The 16,686-nt window shown below is 55.8% G+C and carries 15 protein-coding genes; 8 read left to right on the forward strand and 7 right to left on the reverse strand.

The window, feature by feature from the left end:
• The first annotated feature begins 52 nt into the window (after window positions 1-52).
• Window positions 53-2,023 (forward strand): catecholate siderophore receptor CirA, encoded by a 1,971-nt coding sequence (cirA, locus tag NQ230_RS07790; protein WP_159514574.1) that lies wholly within the window; start codon window positions 53-55, stop codon window positions 2,021-2,023.
• A 99-nt stretch (window positions 2,024-2,122) separates the two neighbouring features.
• Here the strand turns inward: cirA and fghA are convergent, their stop codons facing one another.
• The gene (gene fghA / locus NQ230_RS07795) at window positions 2,123-2,950 is read right to left on the reverse strand and encodes an S-formylglutathione hydrolase (RefSeq protein ID WP_213328184.1); all 828 of its coding nucleotides are present in this window, start codon (window positions 2,948-2,950) and stop codon (window positions 2,123-2,125) included.
• A gap of 138 nt (window positions 2,951-3,088) precedes the next feature.
• Between fghA and NQ230_RS07800 the strand changes: the two genes are divergently transcribed.
• From NQ230_RS07800 to mglC, 7 genes are all read left to right on the forward strand, one after another.
• Window positions 3,089-4,237, forward strand: a complete 1,149-nt coding sequence (locus tag NQ230_RS07800; RefSeq protein ID WP_121425318.1) for a YbfB/YjiJ family MFS transporter — start codon at window positions 3,089-3,091, stop codon at window positions 4,235-4,237.
• A 102-nt stretch (window positions 4,238-4,339) separates the two neighbouring features.
• Window positions 4,340-5,008 carry a GTP cyclohydrolase I FolE gene (gene folE / locus NQ230_RS07805; RefSeq protein ID WP_008500927.1) on the forward strand — a complete coding sequence of 223 codons (669 nt, stop codon included), beginning with the start codon at window positions 4,340-4,342 and terminating at the stop codon, window positions 5,006-5,008.
• 19 nt (window positions 5,009-5,027) lie between these two features.
• Window positions 5,028-6,185: a DUF418 domain-containing protein YeiB gene (gene yeiB / locus NQ230_RS07810; protein WP_257260674.1), complete on the forward strand. Its 1,158-nt coding sequence runs from the start codon at window positions 5,028-5,030 to the stop codon at window positions 6,183-6,185.
• Window positions 6,186-6,340: 155 nt separating this feature from the next.
• Window positions 6,341-7,363 (forward strand): HTH-type transcriptional regulator GalS, encoded by a 1,023-nt coding sequence (galS, locus tag NQ230_RS07815; protein WP_032658964.1) that lies wholly within the window; start codon window positions 6,341-6,343, stop codon window positions 7,361-7,363.
• A gap of 294 nt (window positions 7,364-7,657) precedes the next feature.
• The gene (gene mglB / locus NQ230_RS07820) at window positions 7,658-8,656 is read left to right on the forward strand and encodes a galactose/glucose ABC transporter substrate-binding protein MglB (RefSeq protein ID WP_024908164.1); all 999 of its coding nucleotides are present in this window, start codon (window positions 7,658-7,660) and stop codon (window positions 8,654-8,656) included.
• A gap of 79 nt (window positions 8,657-8,735) precedes the next feature.
• Window positions 8,736-10,256 (forward strand): galactose/methyl galactoside ABC transporter ATP-binding protein MglA, encoded by a 1,521-nt coding sequence (mglA, locus tag NQ230_RS07825; protein WP_029740402.1) that lies wholly within the window; start codon window positions 8,736-8,738, stop codon window positions 10,254-10,256.
• A gap of 15 nt (window positions 10,257-10,271) precedes the next feature.
• Window positions 10,272-11,282 carry a galactose/methyl galactoside ABC transporter permease MglC gene (gene mglC, locus NQ230_RS07830; RefSeq protein WP_029740401.1) on the forward strand — a complete coding sequence of 337 codons (1,011 nt, stop codon included), beginning with the start codon at window positions 10,272-10,274 and terminating at the stop codon, window positions 11,280-11,282.
• Between the two features lie 49 nt (window positions 11,283-11,331).
• Here the strand turns inward: mglC and NQ230_RS07835 are convergent, their stop codons facing one another.
• The 6 genes from NQ230_RS07835 to NQ230_RS07860 form a co-directional block, all read right to left on the reverse strand.
• Window positions 11,332-12,720: a glutamine synthetase family protein gene (locus NQ230_RS07835; RefSeq protein ID WP_257261326.1), complete on the reverse strand. Its 1,389-nt coding sequence runs from the start codon at window positions 12,718-12,720 to the stop codon at window positions 11,332-11,334.
• Window positions 12,721-12,844: 124 nt separating this feature from the next.
• Entirely contained in the window at window positions 12,845-13,561 is a 717-nt protein-coding gene (gene sanA / locus NQ230_RS07840) for an outer membrane permeability protein SanA (RefSeq protein WP_008500918.1), read from the reverse strand.
• A 126-nt stretch (window positions 13,562-13,687) separates the two neighbouring features.
• Window positions 13,688-14,572: a cytidine deaminase gene (gene cdd / locus NQ230_RS07845; RefSeq protein ID WP_257260677.1), complete on the reverse strand. Its 885-nt coding sequence runs from the start codon at window positions 14,570-14,572 to the stop codon at window positions 13,688-13,690.
• Between the two features lie 129 nt (window positions 14,573-14,701).
• The gene (locus NQ230_RS07850) at window positions 14,702-15,397 is read right to left on the reverse strand and encodes a CidB/LrgB family autolysis modulator (protein WP_029740398.1); all 696 of its coding nucleotides are present in this window, start codon (window positions 15,395-15,397) and stop codon (window positions 14,702-14,704) included.
• On the reverse strand, window positions 15,394-15,789 hold the full coding sequence (locus NQ230_RS07855; protein ID WP_023312463.1) for a CidA/LrgA family protein: 396 nt from the start codon (window positions 15,787-15,789) through the stop codon (window positions 15,394-15,396). The genes NQ230_RS07850 and NQ230_RS07855 overlap by 4 nt, the downstream gene beginning before the upstream one ends.
• A 184-nt stretch (window positions 15,790-15,973) precedes the next feature.
• On the reverse strand, window positions 15,974-16,684 hold the full coding sequence (locus NQ230_RS07860) for a type 1 glutamine amidotransferase (RefSeq protein ID WP_257260679.1): 711 nt from the start codon (window positions 16,682-16,684) through the stop codon (window positions 15,974-15,976).
• Window positions 16,685-16,686: the final 2 nt, after the last annotated feature.

The following is a 16,686-nucleotide window of genomic DNA, read 5'->3' on the forward strand; positions in this document are numbered from 1 at the left end:
CTGTGAGCAATGATGATTTGATTTAGTTGTATTTACCTCATGGAGATATGGAATGTTTAGGTTGAATCCCTTCGTCAGGGGAGGACTTTGTGCGTCCGCAATGTCCCTGGCCCTGCCTGTTATCGCAGCGGAATCCGGCGACACAATGGTTGTAACGGCCTCCGCGACCGAGCAAAACCTGAAAGACGCACCGGCAAGCATCAGCGTGATTACCCAGGAAGATTTGCAGCGCAAACCTGTTCAGAATCTGAAAGATGTGTTACGGGAGGTGCCGGGCGTTCAGCTCACGAGCGAAGGGGACAACCGTAAAGGGGTAAGTATTCGTGGACTGGACAGCAGCTATACGCTGATCCTGATCGACGGCAAGCGCGTTAACTCGCGTAACGCAGTATTCCGCCATAATGATTTCGACCTTAACTGGGTGCCGGTTGATGCCATCGAACGCATCGAAGTGGTGCGCGGACCGATGTCTTCTCTGTACGGTTCCGATGCGCTGGGCGGCGTGGTGAACATTATAACCAAAAAAATCGGCCAGAAATGGACGGGCACCCTGAGCGCCGACTCCACGGTTCAGGAACACCGCGACCGTGGAGACACATACAACGGCCAGTTCTATACCAGCGGTCCGCTGGTGGACGGCCTGCTGGGGCTGAAAGCCTACGGTAGCCTCGCGAAGCGTGAGAAAGACGGTCAGCAGAAATCCTCTACCACGGCGAGCGGTGAAACGCCGCGCATTGAAGGCTTCACTAGCCGCGATGCGAATGTGGAGTTCGCCTGGACACCGTCTGAAAATCACGACTTTACGGCGGGCTACGGTTTCGACCGTCAGGATCGCGACTCGGATTCCCTCGACAAAAACCGCCTTGAGCGTCAGAACTACTCTCTCAGCCACAACGGTCGTTGGGGCGTCGGCAACAGCGAGCTGAAGGTTTACGGCGAAAAGGTGGATAACAAAAACCCGGGCAACAGCAATCCGATCACCTCCGAGAGCAACGCGGTGGACGGAAAATACGTGCTGCCGCTGGGCGAAATCAACCAGCTGCTGACCTTCGGCGGCGAATGGCGTCACGATAAGCTGAAAGATCCGGTCAACCTGACGGGCGGTTCCAGCAGCAGTACGTCGACAAGCCAGTATGCCCTGTTCCTTGAGGACGAGTGGCGTATCTTTGAACCTCTGGCGCTGACCACCGGCATCCGTATGGATGACCATGATACTTACGGCGATCACTGGAGTCCGCGAGCCTATCTGGTCTACAACGCGACCGATACCGTAACGGTGAAAGGGGGCTGGGCTACCGCGTTTAAAGCGCCGTCGCTGCTGCAGCTGAGCCCGGACTGGGTTACCGGCTCGTGTCGTGGTGCCTGTGAGATTGTCGGTAACCCGGATCTGAAACCGGAAACCAGCGAGAGCTTCGAATTTGGTCTCTACTACAGCGGGGAAGAGGGCTGGTTAGAGGGCGTGCAGGCCAGCGTCACCACCTTCCAGAATAACGTGGATGACCGCATCAGCATCAGCCGTACGGCCAATGTAAACCAGGCGCAGGGCTACCCTAACTATGTCGGGCTGAATGCCGACGGCGAGCCGATTTTCCGCTACTACAACGTTAACAAGGCGCGCATCCGCGGGGTGGAGACCGAGCTGAAATTCCCGCTGGCGGACGACTGGAAGGTGACGCTGAACTATACCTATAACGACGGTCGTGATATCAGCAACGGCGGCAACAAGCCGCTGTCGGATCTGCCGTTCCACACCGCCAACGGTACCGTTGACTGGAAGGCGACGCAGGACTGGTCGTTCTACGTTCAGGGCAACTACACCGGTGAGAAACGCGCGCTGACCAGCAGTGAACCAACGCCGGGTGGCTACGTGATCTGGAATACCGGTGCGGCATGGCAGGTAACGAAAGCCGTTAAGCTGCGCGCGGGCGTGCAGAACCTGCTGGATAAAGATCTGAGCCGTGACGATTACAGCTACACGGAAGATGGTCGTCGCTACTTTGTCGGCGTGGATTATAAGTTCTGATGTAACCTTTATGCCCGGTGGCGCTTCGCTTACCGGGCCTACAAAAACCACGAATGTAGGCCGGGTAAGGCGAAGCCGCCACCCGGCAATCATCCGCACTTACGCGAACAAATGCTCCGCATGGAAGCGGAGATGATCCTCAATAAAGGACCCGATAAAGTAATAGCTGTGGTCGTATCCCGGCTGAATGCGCAGCGTCAGCGGCCAGTCCTTCTGGCGCGCGGCTTCGGCAAACACCGCAGGCTGTAGCTGTCCGGCGAGGAACTGATCCGCATCGCCCTGATCGATAAGCATCGGGATCGCATTTGCCGAGCTGCTGGCCAGCATTAGCGCACAGCTGTCCCATTCCTGCCAATTCGCTTCATCTTCACCCAGATAGTTCGTGAAGGCTTTCTGCCCCCATGGCACCTGCGTTGGGTTCACAATTGGCGCAAATGCCGACACGCTGACGTATTTTCCCGGATTTTTTAGCGCCATGATTAGCGCCCCGTGTCCACCCATGGAGTGTCCGCTGATGGCGCAGCGGTCGCTTACCGCAAACCCGGACTGAATCAGCGCGGGCAGCTCGTCGCGAATGTAATCATACATGCGGTAGTGGCGCGCCCAGGGCTGCTCGGTTGCATTCAGATAAAACCCGGCGCCTTTGCCCAGGTCGTATCCTGCATCGTCGGCCACATCATCGCCACGCGGGCTGGTGTCAGGCATCACCAGCGCAATGCCCAGCTCGGCGGCAAGTCGCTGCGCGCCCGCTTTGGTGGTGAAGTTTTCGTCGTTGCAGGTCAGGCCTGACAGCCAGAACAGAACCGGCGGATTTTCCGTCGGCGGCAGGAAAATGCTGAACGTCATCGCACAGTTCAGAACGGTGGAGTCATGCCGCCAGCGCTGCTGTCGACCTTCAAAACAACGGTGCTCTTCGAGCAGTTCCATGCAGGGCTCCTTAATGAGAATGCGTATTCATAAAAACCATAATACAGCCTTTTCATTGACCTGTGAGTAACTTTCACTTTCGCCAGGCGGCGAGATGCTGCATCATAAATTTACTTTTCTTTAACAATTGGAGCCGTCATGGCACTGCGTATTGCGCTCAGTGGGTTTGTCGTTCTGGTGGTGGCGATGGGGATAGGGCGCTTTGCCTTTACGCCTCAGGTGCCGCTCATGATTGCTGCCGGGCAGCTTACGCTGACCAGCGCGGGTCTGGTCGCGGCGATGAATTATCTGGGCTATCTGGTGGGCGCATGGGATGCCATGCGCGCGCACCGCTTTGTGGAAACGCGCCTCTGGCTTGGCATCACCGGCGCGGTTGCGCTGACGCTGCTCTCCGCGGTGGCGGATAACGCCGTCGTGCACGGCCTGCTGCGCTTCGTGATTGGCTGCATGAGCGGCTGGTCGATGGTACTCATTGCCGCCTGGACCAACGAACGGCTGGGGCAGCTGGGTAAACCGGGCCTGAGCGCTGCGGTGTTTGCCGGACCGGGGGCGGGCATTGCCCTGAGCGGGCTGCTCGCCGTCTATATCCAGGCAAAATCCCTTTCGGCCGGAGCGGCATGGCAAATCTACGGCGTGCTGGCGCTGGTACTCATTGCGCTGGTGGCGCGCTACCTTCCGCGATCCGGCCAGCTCCATCGCCCCGGCACCGCGCCGGAGCCGCTGGTGCTGACGGCGGATTTAAAGCGCCTGGTCTGGAGCTACAGCCTGGCCGGGTTTGGCTATATCCTCCCGGCGACCTTCCTGTCGCAAATGGCGGCGGTGCGTTTTCCCGGCAGCCTGTTTGCCCAGTTTGTCTGGCCCATTTTTGGTATCGCCGCCGTGGTGGGCATTGCGCTTAGTATTCTTTTACGCCATACCTCAACGGCTAACCGCAGGCTGGCTATCGTGCTGTGGTTACAGGGAGCTGGCGTGCTGGCGGCCTGGCTGCTGCCGGGGATTGGCGGTTTGCTGACGGGCGGGCTGCTGGTGGGTGGCGGCTTCTTGTGTGCCGTGCAGCTCTCTCTTTTATACGGTCGCGAGCTGGCGCCAAACCACACGCGCTATATGGCAGGACTGCTTACCACCGGGTATGCGATAGGGCAGTTGATTGGCCCGATGACCTCGGCGTTATCAACCTGGCTTACCCACCGGCTGGAGCCCGCGCTGGGGCTGGCGGGCGTTGCGCTGTTCGTCGGGGGAGCCCTGGTCTGGAATCGTCACGCTGAAAGGCAACAGCAATTGCAATAATTATCGTCGTGAATACTGGATTATGTGCGCCGCCTCACGCACAATGAGCGCATACTTTTGCCACAACGAGGGCAAAAGACGCCACACCTGCAGGAGAACAAAATGTCATCACTCAGTAAAGAAGCTGCCCTGGTCCACGAAGCCCTGGTTGCGCGCGGTCTTGAAACGCCACTGCGTCCGCCCGTACAGGATTTGGACAATGAAACCCGCAAGCGTCTGATTGCCGGTCATATGACCGATATCATGGAGCTGCTGAATCTCGATCTGAGTGACGACAGTCTGATGGAGACGCCGCACCGCATCGCGAAAATGTACGTCGACGAAATTTTCTCCGGGCTGGATTACGCCAACTTCCCGAAAATCACCGTCATTGAAAACAAGATGAAAGTGGATGAGATGGTGACGGTACGCGATATCACGCTGACCAGCACCTGCGAACACCATTTCGTGACCATCGACGGTAAAGCGACCGTGGCGTATATCCCAAAAGATACGGTGATTGGCCTGTCGAAGATCAACCGCATCGTGCAGTTCTTTGCTCAGCGTCCTCAGGTGCAGGAACGTCTGACGCAGCAGATCCTGACCGCGCTGCAAACGCTGCTGGGTACCAATAACGTGGCCGTCTCTATCGACGCGGTTCACTACTGCGTGAAGGCGCGCGGCGTGCGTGATGCAACCAGCGCGACAACAACAACCTCGCTGGGCGGCCTGTTTAAATCGAGCCAGAATACCCGCCAGGAGTTCCTGCGCGCGGTACGTCACCACAACTAAGTCTTACAGGGCAGGAACCATGGAGCGAAACGTCACGCTCGATTTTGTTCGCGGCGTCGCCATTCTCGGTATCCTGCTGCTTAATATCAGCGCCTTCGGTCTGCCGAAGGCGGCTTATCTCAATCCTGCCTGGTATGGCGACATCACGCGCAGTGATGCCTGGACGTGGGCTGTCCTCGATCTCTTCGCGCAGGTTAAATTCCTCACGCTGTTTGCCCTGCTGTTTGGCGCTGGCCTGCAACTGCTCCTCAAACGCGGTACGCGCTGGATCCAGTCCCGCCTGACGCTGCTGGTTCTCCTCGGCTTTATCCACGGCCTGTTCTTCTGGGATGGCGATATTCTTCTTGCGTATGGATTAGTCGGGCTTATCTGCTGGCGTCTCATTCGCGATGCGCACAGCGTAAAAAGCCTGTTTAACACCGGCGCGATGCTCTACGTCATGGGCCTTGCCGTATTGCTGCTGCTGGGGATGATCTCCGGCGAGGCGACAAACCGTGCCTGGATCCCGGATGCCGCTAACCTGCAGTACGAACAGTACTGGAAGCTGAAGGGCGGTACGGAAGCGATAAGCAACCGCGCGGATATGCTGGGGGATAACCTCCTTGCGCTGGGGGCGCAATACGGCTGGCAGCTGGCGGGCATGATGCTGATGGGTGCGTCATTGATGCGCACCGGCTGGCTGAAAGGGGAGTTTAGCCTGCGTCACTATCGGCGAACGGGTGCCGGGCTGGTGCTGCTCGGCGTGCTGATTAACCTCCCGGCGGTGATTACGCAGTGGCACATCCACTGGGATTACCGCTGGTGCGCATTCCTGCTCCAGGTGCCGCGCGAACTGAGCGCGCCGTTCCAGACCATCGGCTACGCGGCGCTGATCTATGGCTTCTGGCCAACGCTTTCCCGCCTGTGGATCGTCAGCGCCATCGCCTGCGTGGGCCGAATGGCGTTGAGCAATTACCTCCTGCAAACGCTGATATGCACCACGCTTTTCTATCGCTTTGGCCTGTTTATGAAATTCGACCGCCTCGCGCTGCTGGCGTTTGTTATCCCGGTCTGGGTGATTAACCTGGCGTTTTCTGTGCTCTGGCTACGTTTTTTCCGCCAGGGCCCGCTGGAGTGGGTGTGGCGTCAGTTAACCGCACATGCTTCAGGGATATCATTGAAAAATACATCCAGATAACGATCTGGATCACAATCATTAACAAAACGGATGTAAGCGTTTTCATGAGTGTGAGCTTCTTCACGTAGTCCCCTTCCTCTCGCTGCCAAAATAGCCACCTTGCTAAACACAGGGGGTGTCTGTGAGTTGCTGCAATCCTTTGAAGGATGGTGAATATGATCACCATTCGTGACGTCGCCCGTCAGGCGGGCGTTTCTGTGGCTACCGTCTCGCGCGTGCTGAACAACAGCGCGCTGGTCAGCCCTGAAACCCGTGAAACCGTAATGAAAGCCGTGACCCAGCTCGGGTACCGGCCCAATGCCAATGCCCAGGCGCTTGCGACGCAGGTCAGCGACACCATCGGCGTGGTGGTGATGGATGTATCGGATGCCTTTTTCGGCGCGCTGGTGAAAGCGGTCGACGTGGTCGCCCAGCAGCATCAGAAGTATGTCCTGATCGGCAATAGCTATCATGAGGCGGAAAAAGAGCGCCATGCCATCGAAGTGCTGATTCGCCAGCGCTGTAATGCCTTGATTGTCCACTCAAAAGCCTTGAGCGATGAAGAGCTAACCGGCTTTATGGATCAGATCCCGGGCATGGTGCTGATCAACCGCATCGTTCCCGGCTATGCCCATCGCTGCGTTGGGCTGGATAACGTCAGCGGCGCCATGATGGCCACGAAGATGCTCATCAACAACGGGCATCAGCGGATCGGTTATCTGGCCTCCAGCCATCATATTGAAGATGACGACCTGCGGCGCGAGGGGTGGCAAAACGCCCTGAAAGAGCACGGCATTACGCCGTCAGAAAGCTGGACGGGCACCGGTACGCCGGACATGCAGGGCGGTGAGGCGGCAATGGTGGAGCTGCTGGGCCGCAACCTGCAGCTTTCTGCGGTGTTTGCCTATAACGACAGCATGGCGGCAGGGGCCCTGACGGCGCTGAAGGATAACGGCATTGCGGTGCCACAGCATTTATCACTCATTGGCTTTGATGATATTCCGATTGCCCGTTACACCGACCCGCAGCTGACAACGGTGCGCTACCCCATTGCCTCTATGGCGAAACTGGCGACTGAGCTGGCGTTACAGGGGGCGGCAGGACTGCTGGATCCGGGTGCAACGCACTGTTTCATGCCGACTTTAGTGCGTCGCCACTCCGTCGCGGCCCGGCAAATTGTGGTTCCGATCACTAACTGATTACATCAGGTGATGTAACCGTTTTCAATCTGTGAGTAAATTCACAGTATCTTAACAAGGCGCTGACTATGATGTCAGCGTTTTAGGGGCTGAAACGCTATGTAACGGTGATTATTCACTTTCACCATAGCCAATGTGCCGCAAACAACGAATAAAACGCATTTCTGGAGCGTTACCGACCACGGAAGATAGAAATTTTATAAGTGAACGTCGGCTGTCAGTAACGTTTTATTAACACCTGCCCGCCGATCGTTATTCACAAGAACTACCCTGCATAAAAAAACCGGAGATACCATGAATAAGAAGGTGTTGACCCTGTCTGCTGTAATGGCAAGCATGCTTTTTGGTGCAGCAGCGCACGCTGCGGATACCCGTATTGGTGTGACCATCTATAAATACGACGACAACTTCATGTCTGTTGTGCGTAAAGCGATTGAGAAAGATGCGAAAGCAGCGCCAGACGTTCAGCTGCTGATGAACGACTCCCAGAACGACCAGTCCAAACAGAACGACCAGATCGACGTTCTGCTGGCGAAAGGCGTGAAAGCCCTGGCCATCAACCTGGTTGACCCGGCCGCAGCAGGCACGGTTATTGAAAAAGCGCGCGGCCAGAACGTGCCAATCGTCTTCTTCAACAAAGAACCTTCCCGTAAGGCGCTGGATAGCTACGATAAAGCGTATTACGTCGGTACCGACTCCAAAGAGTCCGGTATTATTCAGGGCGATCTGATCGCCAAACACTGGGCGGCGAACCCGAACTGGGACCTGAACAAAGACGGTCAAATTCAGTTCGTACTGCTGAAAGGCGAACCCGGCCACCCGGATGCTGAAGCCCGTACCACTTACGTTATCAAAGAGCTGAACGACAAGGGTCTGAAAACCCAGCAGCTGGCGTTAGATACCGCGATGTGGGATACCGCTCAGGCGAAAGATAAGATGGACGCGTGGCTGTCCGGCCCTAACGCGAACAAAATCGAAGTGGTTATCGCCAACAACGATGCGATGGCAATGGGTGCGGTAGAAGCGCTGAAAGCGCACAACAAATCCTCCATTCCTGTGTTCGGCGTCGATGCGCTACCGGAAGCACTGGCGCTGGTTAAATCTGGTGCAATGGCCGGTACCGTTCTGAACGATGCCAACAACCAGGCGAAAGCGACCTTCGATCTGGCGAAAAACCTGGCCGACGGTAAAGGTGCGGCTGATGGCACCAACTGGAAAATTGAAAACAAAATCGTTCGCGTACCTTACGTGGGCGTAGACCAGTCCAACCTGGCTGAGTTCATCGGTAAATAAGTTAGCGGTACTGTCTCCACTGGGCGCAATTCGTTGCGCCCTTTTATAACGCGATATGCGAGGCCAACAAGGTATAATTATGGTCAGCACAAATACTCAGTCATCCGGTGAATACCTGTTGGAAATGAGCGGTATCAACAAGTCATTTCCCGGCGTTAAGGCACTCGATAATGTTAATTTAAAAGTTCGTCCTCACTCTATTCATGCCCTGATGGGGGAGAACGGTGCGGGTAAATCAACATTATTAAAATGTCTTTTTGGGATCTATCAAAAAGATTCTGGCAGCATTCTTTTTCAGGGGAAAGAGATCGATTTCCATTCAGCGAAAGAAGCACTGGAAAACGGTATCTCGATGGTTCACCAGGAATTAAACCTGGTGCTGCAGCGTTCAGTCATGGATAACATGTGGTTGGGGCGTTATCCAACCAAGGGTGTCTTTGTCGACCAGGACAAAATGTATCGCGACACCAAAGCGATTTTCGATGAGCTGGATATTGATATCGATCCGCGCGCTCGCGTGGGGACATTATCCGTTTCCCAGATGCAGATGATCGAAATCGCCAAAGCGTTCTCCTATGATGCGAAAATCGTGATCATGGACGAACCGACATCGTCATTAACGGAAAAAGAGGTTAATCACCTTTTTACCATCATTCGTAAGCTAAAAGATCGCGGCTGCGGCATTGTGTATATCTCCCACAAAATGGAAGAGATCTTCCAGCTGTGCGATGAGATCACCATCCTGCGCGACGGTCAGTGGATTGCCACGCAGCCGCTGGAAGGGCTGGACATGGACAAGATCATCGCCATGATGGTCGGCCGTTCCCTGAACCAGCGCTTCCCGGACAAAGAAAACAAGCCGGGCGAAGTGATCCTGGAAGTGCGCAATCTGACCTCGTTACGCCAGCCTTCCATCCGCGATGTCTCCTTCGACCTGCACAAGGGTGAAATCCTGGGGATTGCCGGTCTGGTCGGCGCAAAACGCACCGATATCGTGGAAACCCTGTTTGGCATCCGTGAGAAAGCTCAGGGCACCATTACGCTTCACGGAAAGAAAATCAATAACCATAACGCCAACGAAGCCATTAATAATGGTTTTGCGCTGGTGACGGAAGAGCGTCGTTCGACCGGTATTTATGCCTATCTGGATATTAACTTTAACTCGTTAATTTCTAACATTCGCAATTACAAAAACAAAGTCGGACTGCTGGATAACTCACGCATGAAGAGCGATACCCAATGGGTTATTGACTCTATGCGCGTGAAAACGCCAGGACACCGCACCCAAATTGGTTCGCTGTCAGGCGGTAACCAGCAGAAAGTCATTATCGGGCGTTGGTTATTAACCCAGCCAGAAATTCTGATGCTGGATGAACCGACCCGCGGTATTGACGTCGGCGCGAAGTTTGAAATTTATCAGCTGATTGCCGAGCTGGCGAAAAAGAATAAAGGGATCATTATTATTTCTTCCGAAATGCCGGAATTGTTAGGGATCACAGACCGTATTCTGGTTATGAGCAATGGTCTCGTTGCCGGTATTGTTGACACCAAAACGACAACGCAAAACGAAATTTTGCGTCTTGCGTCTTTGCACCTTTAAGATCAGGGGCTCCTCATGAGTGCGTTAAATAAAAAAAGTTTTCTCACTTACCTGAAAGAAGGCGGTATTTACGTTGTTCTTTTAGTACTGCTGGCTATCATTATTTTCCAGGACCCTACGTTCTTAAGCCTGCTGAACCTGAGTAACATTCTGACCCAGTCCTCCGTGCGTATTATCATTGCGCTGGGCGTGGCGGGCCTGATCGTGACCCAGGGGACGGACCTTTCTGCCGGTCGCCAGGTGGGGCTGGCGGCGGTTATCGCGGCAACCCTGCTGCAGTCGATGGAAAACGCCAACAAGGTCTTCCCGGAAATGGCCACCATGCCGATTTTCGTGGTGATCCTGATTGTCTGCGCCATCGGTGCGGTGATTGGTCTGATCAACGGTATTATCATCGCCTACCTGAACGTGACGCCGTTTATCACCACGCTGGGTACGATGATCATCGTTTACGGTATCAACTCCCTGTACTACGACTTTGTCGGTGCTTCACCTATCTCGGGTTTTGACAGCGGCTTCTCGACCTTTACGCAAGGGTTTATCGCGCTGGGCAGCTTCCGCCTGTCCTATATCACCTTCTATGCGCTGATCGCGGTGGCCTTCGTCTGGATCCTGTGGAACAAAACGCGCTTTGGTAAAAACATCTTCGCAATCGGCGGTAACCCGGAAGCGGCGAAGGTCTCCGGCGTAAACGTTGCCCTGAACCTGCTCTTCATCTATGCGCTGTCCGGCGTGTTCTACGCCTTCGGCGGGATGCTGGAAGCGGGCCGTATCGGCTCTGCAACCAACAACCTTGGCTTCATGTACGAGCTGGATGCAATCGCAGCCTGCGTGGTGGGCGGCGTCTCCTTCAGCGGCGGCGTCGGTACCGTACTGGGCGTGGTGACCGGTGTGATCATCTTCACCGTCATCAACTACGGGTTAACCTACATTGGCGTGAACCCGTACTGGCAGTACATCATCAAAGGCGCCATCATTATCTTCGCGGTTGCGCTGGATTCACTGAAGTACGCGCGTAAGAAGTAATTGCTCCTCGCGTTATCCGGCCCGCTCATCGAGCGGGCTTTTTTATGCCTTATGCCAGCTGTGACTCCTCTCGGGTCACGATGCGTTCAAACCAGTCGAGTTCAGAGAGCTTGCAGGCAACCCACTGTTCGGAAAAGGCGTCGCCCAGGCTGTCGGTGAGGTACTGACAGCGGGCAAAGGTCTCAATCGCCTCCTGCTGAAACAGCGGCAGTTCAGGCCGATCGAGCTGCGGTTCGGGCAACTCCTCCTCGTCGATGTATTCCAGCCCGTACAGCATGCCGGTGAGGATAGTGGCTGCCACCAGATACGGATTGGCATCAGCCCCGGCCAGCCGGTATTCGATGCGACGGTTGTGGTCATCCGAGCAGGGAATACGCAAAGCGGCGGAGCGGGTGTTATAGCCCCAGGAGTTAAATACGGGTTCGGTCAGGTTTTTACGCAGGCGACGAAACGCGTTGACGCCCGGCGCAAGAATGGCGATAGAGGCGGGCATCAGCGCCAGCTGGCCCGCGATGCACAAACGCATCATGCTGTTAAGCGCGTTCACCGGGGAAGCAAAGACGTTTTCGCCGTGACGATTGTTCAGGCTGAAATGGAAGTGCAGGCCGCTGCCGGAGAGCTGGCTGAAAGGCTTAGCCATAAAGTTGGCCCTCAGGCCGTGCTTTTCGGCAACGTATCGGGTCAGGCGACGAAGCGCCAGCACGTTATCACAAACCTCAACGACGCGATGGCCGTGCTTCAGGTTTAATTCGTACTGACCGGACTCGGCCTCCGCCACGATCCCGGACAGCGGGATGCGCTGCAGGTGCGCCAGCTGTTCCAGCTCGTCAAACAGCGCCGCATGCGCCGACGAGGTATCCATGTGAAAACAGCCCTGATTTTGCGGATCCCGATCGTCATGCCCCGTCAGATAGAACTCGATTTCCGGGGCAATCACCGGGAAGAGGCCGTGCTGGTGGAAGCGGGCCAGCACGTTCTGCAGTATCACGCGTGGCTCAAGCGGGCAGGGGTTATCGTCGCTGTCTTTCATCGTCAGCAGAATCTGCGCGTTGTGCTGCGGATCCTGCGGGCAGGGGCGCAGGGAGCCGGCGACCGGAACGCAGAGCCGGTCCGGCTCATCATGAAGCGGGGCGGCGATTTTTCCTTTCTGATCCATCGAGTAGACCGAAAGGGGAAAATAACAGCCTTTTTCCAGGGTCAGCATGCTCTCCACCGACAGACGCTTGCCGCGCATCGTGCCGTTGATGTCGTTCAGGTAAACGTCTACATGTTTCGTCTGCGGGTAACGTTCCAGATAATCTGCCACTTCTACTGAAATGTTGTGCTGCAGGGCGTCAATTTTTTCATCAAGCCAGAGACCGGAATTGAGTGCGCCAGGAAGCGATAAACCGGGAAAGTTAAAATACGGACGGAGACTTTTGAGGAAAAACGCATTCATTATTGAGTTCATAGTCATTCTTCAATGAAGCCGTAGCGGCAGTGAACTCAGCTTAAAAGAGCCGACGTAAAGGGGGGATAAAAAGCGTCAGGCCCGGCGTAAAGAAAGTATAAAGGCGGTCCTGTTATTTCTCTTTTTTCTGCATATCAAGCAGCTGTTCGGGCGTGACGGCCGGGTAACCCTGCGCGTCTTCCGGTACTTCATGCATCGCCGGAATGGGCACCAGCGGGCCTAAAAAGCGCGGTTCGCGTTTGAAAATATACAGGTCTGCCAGCGCGCCAAAACGCGCGCCAAACTCGCGGACGCGCACACTCAGCATATCTTTTGGCGACGGCACCGCGTAACACTGCGCCTGAATGCCCATATGCAGCGCGATAAACAGCGCGCGTTCGCAGTGGAAGCGCTGGGTGATGATGATGAAGTCGTTGGTGTCGAAGACTTTGCGCGTGCGCACGATGGAGTCCAGGGTGCGGAATCCGGCGTAGTCGAGCACGATATCGGCAGGGTCCACGCCCGCCGCAATCAGGTCCTTCCGCATCGTCACCGGTTCATTGTAGCTTTGCAGGGCGTTATCCCCGCTTAACAGCAGGTAGTTTACCTTCCCGCTGTTGTAGGCGTTCAGCGCGCCCTGAATGCGGTAACGGTAATACTGGTTAATGACGCCGGTGCGGTAATACTTGGCGGTACCGAGAACCACGCCAACCTGACGATAGGGCAGGTCCTGCAGGTCATCAAAGATGTAGGGGGCGGTTTTCCAGCTCATCCAGCGGTCGAGACCCAGCACGATCAACAGCAGTATGCCGACCAGGACAGACAGGCTGTAAAAAACGCGCTTTAACATGGAGATGGCTCGTTCGTGGATGAAATTTAACTCAGGCTACTTTACCCGCCTGGTTAGCGCAAGAAACAGCGACTCAACTGAGGGGTTTTTCAGCAAACTGGCGGGCATTTCTGCCCGCCGGAAGGATTACGCAAGCAGTATGCGGTCAATTGTCGTACAGCCTAACGCTTTAAGCGTTGCGGCGGTGGCATCCCACTGGATCAGTGGCGCATCGGCAATCTCAGCCAGAACGGCGCGCTGAATGTCCGGATAGTCATAGCCGTTCAGGCTCAGCAGGTTAAGCGCGCCCTGCAGCGGAGGCAGGGTTGGGTTAAACGCGGCGTTTTCCGCATAGCTGCCGCTAAAGATTTGGCCATCACGGCACTGCAGCGCCACGCCGCTCGGAGACTTGCTGTACGGCGTGTGGCTCTTGTTGGCCGCGCGAATGGCCGCCTGGTTCAGGTCATCGCCGGACAGGGCGTAACCGTGGTCCTGATCGTCCATCAGCAGCGTTTTGATCTCCAGATCTTTAGGGCCAAACGCGTCAGGCAGATAATCCCCCAGCGTGTGCGGCGCGCGGCCTGGCAGGTTGATGCGCAGCTGCAGTCCGCTGTTCAGCTCGTTCATAAACTGACGGCAGTGGCCGCAGGGAGTGTAGTTAACGGTAATGGCGCTCAGGGCTTTTTCACCGCGCAGCCAGGCGTGGCTGATGGCGCTCTGCTCGGCGTGAACGGTCTGCTGCATGGTCGCGCCCAGGAACTCCATGTTGCCGCCGAAGTACCAGGTGCCGCTGACGCCGCGCGCAATGGCCCCGACGTTAAAGTGGGAGAGATCGGCCCGCGCGCAGGCGGCAGCCAGGGGAAGCAGTGCGAAAGCCAGCGCGTCTTCGTCCAGTCCCGTTGCCTGTTTCAGCATCGTGACCTGCTCCGCGGTCAGCAGGGCGGGGAAGTGTGCATCTGCCAGAACGGGAGCCAGGGCTGACTGCAAATTCTCTGCAAGCTGGGCGAAAGCAGCTTGAAAACGTGGGTGCATGGCGTTTGCCTCATAAAGGTTAATGGATCGGTAGTTTACGGAGCCGTTAGGGCTTTATATGTGATCCACTTCTCATTATGTATGCAACTTATGAAATCAAAATGAAATTTGCGCGACGCATCGCAAATTTTAGCCCATCACCGCCAGAATCAGCGGGAAAATGAACGGGGCCAGCAGGGAAGTGATAATCCCGCAGATCACCAGCGCCAGCGAGCTAAACGCCCCTTCCTGATAGTCCAGCTCCGCACAGCGTGCAGTGCCCAGGGCGTGGGAGGCGGTCCCCATCGACAGTCCCCGTGCCGCTTTAGTATGAATACGCATGCCGTTCAGCAGGGTGTGACCAAACACCGCGCCGAGTATACCGACGAAAATGACGCACATCGCGCTGATGGCCGGAATCCCGCCGAGGCTGCCACCCACTGCCATCGCGATAGGCGTGGTCACCGATTTAGGCAGAATAGAGGCGGCAATCTGCGGGGAGGCCCCCATCAACAGCGCCACCGACGTGCCGGTGATCATCGCCACCAGGCTTCCCACAAAACAGATGGTAATGATGGATTTCCAGCGGGCGCGGATCTGGTGGAGCTGCTCATATAAAGGAAAGGCGAGCGCCACAACGGCAGGCTGCAGCAGGTCGTTTAAAATTTTGCTGCCGGCAAAATAACGTTCGTAAGGAATACCGGTGAGCAGCAGGAACGGAATAATGACCACCATCGCCACCAGCAGCGGGTTCAGCAACGGCATTTTGAAACGTGCGGCAAGCTTGCGCGCGGCGAAGAATACCGCCAGGGTTAACGGCAGCGACCACCAGATATTGGCCATCATTTTTTTGTTTTCTCCCCAACCACGTTACGTTCACCGTGCACCAGATGCGAACTCCAGCTCACCACCAGGAAAACCACCAGCGTGCTGACCGCGCAGGAGACCACAATCGGGCCGAACTGGGCTTTGAGCAAATCAAAATACTGCATAACCCCGACGCCGATAGGCACGAAAAGCAGCGCCATATAGCGAATGAGGACGAAGCAGCCGGGGTTGACCCATTTTGCGGGCAGGATTTGCAGCGCCAGCAAAACAAAGAGGATCAGCATACCGATAATGCTGCCGGGAATGACGATGGGCAGCAGCGATGCGATGAATATCCCGGCATACAGGCAGGCGTATATCAGGACGAATGCGCGCAGATATTGCCAGATAATGTTCAATGATTTGCTCATGGTGATAGTCCTTGCTGAAACGCATTCATCATACAATTAAACCTAAAAATGTGCCACGGATCACATCATGAATTTTGAGCATACCAGACATTCCAGAATGGAACGTCCGGTATCGCCTTACAGGGGCAGGCTACAGTTTAGAGGAAAGGGCGTGCGGTGGCGAAGTGACGAGCCAGAGAATGCATCAGCGCGAGGCGGTCAGTTTATCGAGAAAAGAAAACAGCACCTGATTCATTTCGCGATAATCATGCGAGCGAAGTTTTTCCGCCGTTTCGACAAAACGAAATTCAGCCGCGCGGCGGAGATCGTTCTGCGAATGTTCAATCAGCAACTCAACGACCTCCGGCGTCAGCTCCATATGGCACTGAAAACCGTAAACCCGTTCGCCGTATTGCACGATCTGACGGGGACAGCCCTCGCTGTAAGCGAGCACCTTAGCCTGCGGCGTCAACCCTGGCATGTCGTTATGCCAGTGACCGACGCTAAGCTCGTGGCCAAAATCCCCAAACAGCGGGTTGGCCTTGCCTGCCTCTGTGAGCCTGAGGGGAAATCTGCCGATCTCTTTTTCCGGGCTACGGCAAAACGCTGCGCCCAGCGCTTCACCGATAAGCTGCGAGCCCAGACAAACGCCAATCACCGTTTTACCCGCCTCTATTGCGCGGCCGATGAGCCGCATTTCCGCCTGCGCATCAAACCAGGGGCACTCCTTAAGCGTGGTGGCAGGTGACTGCGGCCCTCCCATGATAATAAGCACGTCCGTACTCTCCAGGTCTTCGGGTAACGGATCGCCCTGATAAACTCTGGAGTAGCTCAGGCTACAGCCGCGATTTTTCCCCCAGATTTCATAGGCGCCTGGCGCTTCGAAATGTTCATGAATGATAAAATGAATGTGCATTG

Source organism: Enterobacter asburiae (assembly GCF_024599655.1).
Lineage (GTDB): Bacteria > Pseudomonadota > Gammaproteobacteria > Enterobacterales > Enterobacteriaceae > Enterobacter > Enterobacter asburiae_D.

Coding starts and splice junctions, on each gene's coding strand:
- NQ230_RS07800 (WP_121425318.1), top strand. CDS start 3,089: ATGGCACTGCGTATTGCGCTCAGTGGGTTTGTCGTTCTGGTGGTGGCG.
- galS (WP_032658964.1), top strand. CDS start 6,341: ATGATCACCATTCGTGACGTCGCCCGTCAGGCGGGCGTTTCTGTGGCT.
- mglA (WP_029740402.1), top strand. CDS start 8,736: ATGGTCAGCACAAATACTCAGTCATCCGGTGAATACCTGTTGGAAATG.
- mglB (WP_024908164.1), top strand. CDS start 7,658: ATGAATAAGAAGGTGTTGACCCTGTCTGCTGTAATGGCAAGCATGCTT.
- NQ230_RS07855 (WP_023312463.1), bottom strand. CDS start 15,789: ATGAGCAAATCATTGAACATTATCTGGCAATATCTGCGCGCATTCGTC.
- yeiB (WP_257260674.1), top strand. CDS start 5,028: ATGGAGCGAAACGTCACGCTCGATTTTGTTCGCGGCGTCGCCATTCTC.
- mglC (WP_029740401.1), top strand. CDS start 10,272: ATGAGTGCGTTAAATAAAAAAAGTTTTCTCACTTACCTGAAAGAAGGC.
- folE (WP_008500927.1), top strand. CDS start 4,340: ATGTCATCACTCAGTAAAGAAGCTGCCCTGGTCCACGAAGCCCTGGTT.
- NQ230_RS07850 (WP_029740398.1), bottom strand. CDS start 15,397: ATGATGGCCAATATCTGGTGGTCGCTGCCGTTAACCCTGGCGGTATTC.
- cdd (WP_257260677.1), bottom strand. CDS start 14,572: ATGCACCCACGTTTTCAAGCTGCTTTCGCCCAGCTTGCAGAGAATTTG.
- cirA (WP_159514574.1), top strand. CDS start 53: ATGTTTAGGTTGAATCCCTTCGTCAGGGGAGGACTTTGTGCGTCCGCA.
- fghA (WP_213328184.1), bottom strand. CDS start 2,950: ATGGAACTGCTCGAAGAGCACCGTTGTTTTGAAGGTCGACAGCAGCGC.
- NQ230_RS07835 (WP_257261326.1), bottom strand. CDS start 12,720: ATGAATGCGTTTTTCCTCAAAAGTCTCCGTCCGTATTTTAACTTTCCC.
- sanA (WP_008500918.1), bottom strand. CDS start 13,561: ATGTTAAAGCGCGTTTTTTACAGCCTGTCTGTCCTGGTCGGCATACTG.
- NQ230_RS07860 (WP_257260679.1), bottom strand. CDS start 16,684: ATGCACATTCATTTTATCATTCATGAACATTTCGAAGCGCCAGGCGCC.